This window comes from Gluconobacter cerevisiae (assembly GCF_015244675.1).
Taxonomy (GTDB): Bacteria; Pseudomonadota; Alphaproteobacteria; order Acetobacterales; family Acetobacteraceae; genus Gluconobacter; species Gluconobacter cerevisiae.
The window spans coordinates 143,223-150,756 of sequence record NZ_JABCQO010000007.1 but is presented as its reverse complement, the minus strand read 5'-3'; the positions used below and the strand labels follow the sequence as shown (position 1 = coordinate 150,756).

Genomic DNA, 7,534 nt, shown 5'->3' with positions numbered 1-7,534 from the left:
CAGACAAGTGTCTCGGGGGCATGCCTCCGAGACACTTGTCATCCAATCAACCCAAAGCCATAAAAAACGAGAACTCTCCTTTTGAGTGGATACAAAAAGGGGGGCACGTCAGTGGGCTCGAATGTTAGTGCCATCGAAAAAGACCATACCAGGGGCGCGATCAAGGTCTTTTAACCGTTCGAAGAGAGACTGTCAGACACTCGCCTTCGCCCACCGAATGAAAAGCTGGGCTGCTGTAATTCACCAGGAGCTAGGTTCCGAGAGAATGGCTTGTCAATCTGCCTCGTTCTGATGGCTCCAGAGAATCGCCAGCATGGTTCGCCACAGATTGCGCGGCGTGGTCTTACCCTTGAGGCGCACATCCTCGATCAGAGATTCCCCAATCGACCACGCTGCATTATCGAAAAACACAGACTGCATCATGTTCATCACAATAAGCTGTGCTGCCCACTCCACCATTCAAGATCTAACAGGCTTTAGATCCCGTTTGAGAATGTGCTTGGCGGTCTGATCTGGGCGCACTTCAAGCTGGGGATGTGGACCCGAGCGAGCCGTGGCCGGATGACCCATATCGAGAAGACAACCAGACGCTATCCGATAGATCTGACCGAAGCCGAGTGGAAAAGGGTGCAGCCGTTTCTCCCGCCAGTGGCGAAGCACGATCGCAAGCTGACAGTGGACATGCGCGAGATGCTGAACGCGATCCGCTATATGGCCCGCAGCTGCGTTGGGTGATGGAGCGTACGTTTGGCTGGATGACACGGTGGTGATGCTTAGTCCGCAACTACAAAGAGCACTTCAACGTATCCGGCGCCATGATCGATGTCGCTATGGGAAGCCCTCTGCTCTTCAGAATTAGAATCCCATAGTCATTATAAAATGTTACACTCCAGTAATTAAATATAAATCTATCTAAGAAAGAAGAATTACAATAACCAACCCCCACATAGTTAGCAATGTATTACTTACAGCATAAGGAACAGTATATCCCAACATCGGAACGTTACTTTTAGCTACATCTGCCACCATTGCAACAGACGCTGTACTTGTCCTTGCTCCTCCACAACAACCGAGATTTATAGCTGGATCAAATCGAAAAATATATTTCCCTATCAGAGGAGCAAGAAGCATTGGTACTGCGCTAGCAAAAAGCCCCCATAAAAATACGCTTACGCCTGCTTCATGAAGACCTTTAATAAAGGTTGGACCGGCTGAAATTCCAACCACAGCAATAAATATATTAAGACCTACCGTGTTCATGAACCATACTGTAGAGTTTGGTATATTCCCAATCTTAGGTGTAACACTCCGAAGCCATCCTAAGACAAGGCCAGCAATCAAAGCTCCTCCAGAAGCAGAAACCGTAATGGGCACTCCTGCTATAGGAAGAATAATTGACCCAACTAATCCACCAATAAATATTCCACAACCAACTAAAACTATACTTGTTATTTCCGTTGGCCGATCCGCATATCCAACTTCATTAAGTAATTTATCTATATTCCTTCTGGTTCCAGTAACATTTATAATATCACCTCGGAATATATCCGTTTCCGACAACAAAGGCACTTCAACACCCATAGACCCTCTATGAATGCTATTTATATATATGCCGTGAGAATAATCAGATTCAGCCAAGTTTCCTAAACGCTGACCATTTAATTTTTTGTTTGTAATTACAACATTTACTGTTTCAATAGGGATATTTATTAACTCCCTATCTGAAACCTCTTCAGCATGATTTGACCAATATACCAAAGCATCATGTGACCCTGATACCGCAACGCAGTCTCCCACCTCTAATACAGTATTTTCATCGAAAGATATTATTTTTCCATCACGGCGAATATTTTCTAAGAAAATTCTATCTTGTGCGGACTTTTCTGCAGCAAAAACACTTTTGCCAGCAAACTTTCCTATAGTTTTCAAACGATACGCACGCATAATATGTTGATGCCAGCCCGTCTCATAATTTTCATTAACAGGCTTGATATTCATTTCACGTTCATATCGCTGACACTCTTCTTCCAAATTAATTCTAAGAATCTTAGGCCCTAGAAATGCTAATATCCAACCTGTACCAACAGTCCCAAATAAATAAGTTACAGCATATGCAACAGGTATAGCATTTAATTGTTCTTGAATTTGTTCGGCGGAAAGAGCGCTACGATTGATTGCATCCGTTGCCAGACCTATTGATGCCGAAATTGTCTGGGATCCTGCCAACAAACCTTCTGCCATACCCGGCCCATACCCGGAAAAAACTGCCGCGATATAGACACAAACCAAGCATAGAGAGGCAATAACAACGGCGAATAGTGCTTGAGGTAAGCCATTATTCGCGATTCCTCGGACAAATTGTGGACCAACCCCAAAACCAACAGCAAATAAGAACATAATGAAAAATACTGATTTTATTTGCGGTGATATCGTGATGCCTAGTTGTCCAATTAATACCCCAGCAAGCAATGTTCCCGTTACGGCTCCAAGGCTAAAACTTCCAAATTTTCGGGAACCGACCCAGAAGCCAATAGCCAAAGCCAAAAAGATAGCCAGCTCGGGTGATGAGCGTAGAGTTTCTGCAATCCAATGAAAAATCATTCTGAAATATACCTTCTTTCATAAAATGTGTTCAGTAAAATTAAATATAGGTCCGATTAAATCGATTTTTTATTCAATATTTTCAAACCTAAATCTCTATCAAATCCGTGTATTTCCTTCACATCTAATTTTCTCATAAATCCAACAATTTCTTGAGTTATAACTTGTCCAGGAACCATTATTGGAAATCCTGGAGGATACGGGATAACAAAATTTGCTGATACGAGAATAGGACCTGACTTTAGTCGTTCATCAATTTCAGCACTATCCAACAGGACGTATGCACACTCCGCTTCATTGTAAGCATCGTAAAATGCGCGGCGGATATCACCGTGAAGTGTGTCGGATTTCGGATTGTTACGGTAGCAATCATCAAATCTGCTGAAATTTGGCAATTCTGGAAGATCAGATATTAATTCTTTAACAGAATTTTGAAATTTTTTCCGATATTCCCCTCCACCATTATTATATTTACTCTCAATATCCATTGAAATTTCATTTAAAACACTCAAAAGAAGCGCAATATCACTTCTATTGTTATTTATATTTGACTGAAGAAGCACACTATTTCTTGAGGTTTTATTAAGTTGTATATTGAATTTGCTTGCCAGTATATTTTTGAATGTAGTCCCATCAAAACCAGCATGTCCACAAAATAACGTCATACGACTAGGATCAATAATGAATTCATCATCTTTTATTGCTTCAATAGCTTTAGGCCAATCAACATTTGGATCATTATATTCAGAAAGACCCGATTTCCTAAATTCTTCAGGAATCATTTCTGAATTATTTAACACTCTAAAATATTTAGAGATTATAGGATGATTATTTATTTGCTTTCGAATTTCGAGCGAAACCCTCATCGCATTAGCAACAAGACCATATCCCTCTAGCTGCATCTGACGTCGAGCAACATCCAAAGAAGCTATGATTTGTAAATTCGGACTAGTTGACGCATGAGTAAAGATAGCTTCATGAAACTGTGCTTCGACATGCTCGAATTTAACATCTTTCACTAAAACAATCGACCCTTGGCGCAAGGCCGACATGGATTTGTGAATGGAGTTAGTTTGATAAACGCGGATGCTCACCGCACGTGGATCAGGTACCAACCGCGTTTCAAGCAGTATCTCATCACTCGGATTTCCACCAAGTAGTTTCTGCTGATCTTCCCAGGCGGCCAACGCTTCGGGTTGGGTTAAAGCTTCGCTGATAGCCGCAGCGGCCCCCATAGCAGTCCGTTGGCGTAGTAGAGGCGACCAGTGGGCAAAACCAAACCAAGCCTCATCCCATAGGAAAATCAAATCTGGCTTAATTGCCAGACACTCCTCCATAACGCGACGCACATCGTAAACATGTCCATCAAATGTACAGTTCGTCAAGTCGACCATTTTTACACGATCAAGTTCGCCTTGGCCCCTTAATTTTAAGAGGCCTTGTTTAATCGTCTTGAGGGGAACACCTCCATACATAGAATATTCTACAAGGGGAAAAGCCTCGACATAATAAGGCTGAGCTCCAGACAAAACACATCCATAATGGTGTGATTTATGACAGTTTCTATCTAGAATAACGATATCCCCAGGCACTAAAAGTGCTTGCAGGACCATTTTATTACTTGTAGATGTTCCATTTGTTACGAAAAATGCTCGATCAGCACCAAAGGCCTTCGCAGCCATATCTTGGGCATCTTTTATATTACCTGTAGGCTCTAACAGGCTATCCAAGCCACCAGTTGTCGCAGAGCTTTCCGCAAGAAATAGGTTTGGTCCGTAGAATTCGCCCATATCACTAATCCAATTGGAAGTGAAAATAGACTTGCCGCGCGCAATCGGCAGCGCATGAAAAGTTGCTATTGGTCTTTCTGCGTATCGCTTAAGATTATCGAAAAAAGGAGTTTTATACCGACAGTGAATTGCCTCCATAATAGAAAGATGAATTTCTAAAGGCTCTTCCATCTGGTAGAAAATACGATTAAAAATAAGGCTTTCTTTTTTTCCAGAAAAATCCTCAATATTTTGATCACTTAAAAGAAAAATATCCAGTTCTGGCCGAATTTTCTTTATCGCCTGAGCCAACCCCAAAGACAAGCAGTCATCTTCTTCTATAGAAGAAAAATCTATTATTTCCTTAAATACTTTTAAAAAACCGTCTTGACTATCGTAACCTTTTTCGAACCCCTCATATAAAATAACTGACCCAATATCAGAATTCAACAAAACTCCCTTAAGAGCATCTGCAGCAGTCCCAACAACTACAGTTTCATAAATGAATTCATCTTCAGGACGCCGCACACCCCGTGTCTCTTCTTTGATATGCTCCCAACGGGAACGCGCATGTGGGACAACACTTAAAACTTCAAAATACGGCTTTGTTTTTATACGCGATATGGCTTGCGGCAACCTGTTGAGAGGCTCGTCTTCATAATTTTCAATATCCCAAACAGAAATATCTCGATGGAATTTTTTTGAAATTATATTTGTGGAAATTCGCTGTGAAAGCCGCAAAAATGCTTTTGCATCATTTTCCTGCAGATAGTCATTTAAGCGATTTAAAGAAACCGATCCAGGATAAGCAAAATAAAAATCTATCTCTTCAAGATTCTTCAACGAAACCAACAGTTGTTCTTTAATTGATGGATTTTTTGTTTTTTCCCATTTTCTGGCTAGATAAAGAACAGCCATCCAACGATCGGCACGCAATTCAGGAGTAGCTAATGCGCTACTAATCATTGAATGAGAATTCTGATGTTCAGACATATCAATAGCCATGAAAATATTTCCCTTTTTGCCCGTAACGTTGAGTGACTCATGAAAGTTCCACCCTAATCCAATCAATCTTCAGGTTTTTCAATAATTCAGATTAATAATTCATTGTTTTCTAAATCGAATCGGAGAATTTTAAATAGGAATAAAGCGGTACAAAATGCGGATTTCTAATAAATTGTAGAAATTGATTATCTCTAAAAATTTGATGTTAACTGCCCTCCAATAACCGCTGCATCTTTAAATATCGTAGTAGCCCCTGGGCGTTGGAGATACTGAAAATCGGCTTGTAAAGTCGTGCCACGCATAATGTGGGTGCTGTAAAATGCCTCATAAACATTTTCCCAGTGCTGTACCCCATAAACAGGCCCCCACTGATTATCCAGATAAGGAAGACCAAGAGTTCGTGAGGATTCCTGCTGAAGCATAACTGTGTGGCTCATATCCATATGTTGAAACATGACACCTGCCTGATCGCCACTTCGATGCCACGGCGTTCCACTCTCAACGACGCCTATCCACTCATGATCACGCATGGCAACAAGATTGCCCTGAGCATATCCGACCCCTCCCAACAGGATCAGACCATCTGTAATACCCGGTCCGTTACGCACAATCATCTGATCAAACATGAACCAAGCAGATGTCATTCCAGCTTCATAGCGACGCTCTAGACCCGTAGCCTGAAACGAATTTCCATTAATATCTTCGTAGAGATTGGGATAACGCGAATTGTCATACCAAGCACCGATTTTGTAATTTCCTCGGAGCTTGTTTTTACCAAAAGACGGCATCCAGCCGATTTCAATTTGCGACGAGATCTTACCCAAACCGCTTTGAGCCATAGCCCATCCGGAAATTCCACCATTATAACTATGGGGAGAAACCGCGAAAACGCCCCCCATAATGTAAGTCTCTTCTGTCGGGCGCAGACGCAATACGCCACCCAGATTTCCTGAAGGCCAGTCTCGGCCGCCTGGGACATATTTCCCGGGAGCAAAATTACTGCAAACCGAGACATTCATAAAAGAGCAGGCAACATAATCAAAAGCAAAAAAACTTCCTGTTGGAATATCTCCAAGTGACAGGATGATACGATCATTCAAAAAGGATTTATCCATGTACATTGAAACAAGATGAGCAACGACATTACCACGCGCACCATATATTTGTTCCGGATTCGTTACAGAATCCCCTAATGTATGACTAAAACTCCGTCCATGACCGTTAATCACGAGAAGATGTGTCCAGAGCCCCTTGATACCCGCAAGTTGTTGCCAGTCCACATCCAATTCTGCAGCGACCTGACCAGCCAGAACGTTGTCTCGTGTACGCCCACCAGTAACATTCCCCATATATTCTTCGTTAAGAGCGACATTCAGATACAGCCCGCGTTTGGTAAGCCATGTCTGTGCACCGCCCCAGTCTCCGAAAAGATGAGGATTTCCATAGAGAGACGGAACCAATGGTCCCACCGTAAACGTGCCGACACCTTCCATGGCAAAAGCACGGGATTTATAGGATTCGGGTGTCGACAGGTTCTGAGACGTTTCGCTCTGTGCGAACGCATAACGGCCGGGGCCAATAATCCCGAAAACCGCACACAGGAAAAAGACCGTCAGTTTTTTCCTGTGAATATGACGGCGAATTTTCATTCAGAGCTCTTTGCCTTAGAGGGCTTCAGGAACGTGCTGACAGCGGCCTGGGCAAGGCGAGCATCGGTATCGCCTTCACCCCCACTGAGCCCAAGGGCTCCTACAAGCTCATTGTTCACCATAATCGGATATCCCCCCCCTGCAGGCAAAGCATTGGGAAGAGTACTGATCATATAATTTCCAATGTTCAGAGCATGTTCCATCTCGACCGTCGGGCGCGCGAACGAAAGAGAGGTCTTGGCTTTACGGATCGCCAGTTCGATACTTCCAAGTTGTGTGCCGTCCATCTTCTGAAACGCCACAAGATTTCCCCCCGCATCCACGATAGCAATAGCGACACGGTTATGGCTGGCCGTAGCCAATTTTTTGGCCTGCTCGATAAGAATATTTGATGTTTCTAAGTTCACGGCTAAATCCTTTGCTGAAGCAACTCCTGGCAGTCCCGCTGATGCAATGAGAATACTGAGGATTGCGCCAATGCTCTGGCGCCCCATTCTTTTAATCAAAATA

General features: G+C 42.9%; 6 protein-coding genes. 1 reads left to right on the top strand and 5 read right to left on the bottom strand.

Going from position 1 to position 7,534, the window contains the following annotated elements:
• Positions 1–273: 273 nt before the first annotated feature.
• Positions 274–423: a hypothetical protein gene (locus HKD21_RS09810; RefSeq protein WP_194255513.1), complete on the bottom strand. Its 150-nt coding sequence runs from the start codon at positions 421–423 to the stop codon at positions 274–276.
• A 138-nt stretch (positions 424–561) separates the two neighbouring features.
• Between HKD21_RS09810 and HKD21_RS09805 the strand changes: the two genes are divergently transcribed.
• Positions 562–735, top strand: coding sequence for a transposase (locus HKD21_RS09805; RefSeq protein WP_194255512.1), 174 nt, complete (start codon positions 562–564; stop codon positions 733–735).
• A gap of 177 nt (positions 736–912) precedes the next feature.
• On the opposite strand, the gene aspT is transcribed toward HKD21_RS09805, so the two are convergent.
• The 4 genes from aspT to HKD21_RS09785 all read right to left on the bottom strand — a co-directional run bounded on the left by aspT (position 913) and on the right by HKD21_RS09785 (position 7,518).
• Entirely contained in the window at positions 913–2,601 is a 1,689-nt protein-coding gene (aspT, locus tag HKD21_RS09800) for an aspartate-alanine antiporter (RefSeq protein WP_194255511.1), read from the bottom strand.
• Between the two features lie 56 nt (positions 2,602–2,657).
• Positions 2,658–5,375, bottom strand: coding sequence for an aminotransferase class I/II-fold pyridoxal phosphate-dependent enzyme (locus HKD21_RS09795; protein ID WP_215748041.1), 2,718 nt, complete (start codon positions 5,373–5,375; stop codon positions 2,658–2,660).
• 191 nt (positions 5,376–5,566) lie between these two features.
• Positions 5,567–7,024, bottom strand: coding sequence for a carbohydrate porin (locus tag HKD21_RS09790; protein WP_194255510.1), 1,458 nt, complete (start codon positions 7,022–7,024; stop codon positions 5,567–5,569).
• Positions 7,021–7,518 (bottom strand): GlcG/HbpS family heme-binding protein, encoded by a 498-nt coding sequence (locus HKD21_RS09785; protein WP_228121295.1) that lies wholly within the window; start codon positions 7,516–7,518, stop codon positions 7,021–7,023. Before HKD21_RS09785 ends, HKD21_RS09790 begins: the two co-directional genes overlap by 4 nt.
• Between the last annotated feature and the right edge of the window lie 16 nt (positions 7,519–7,534).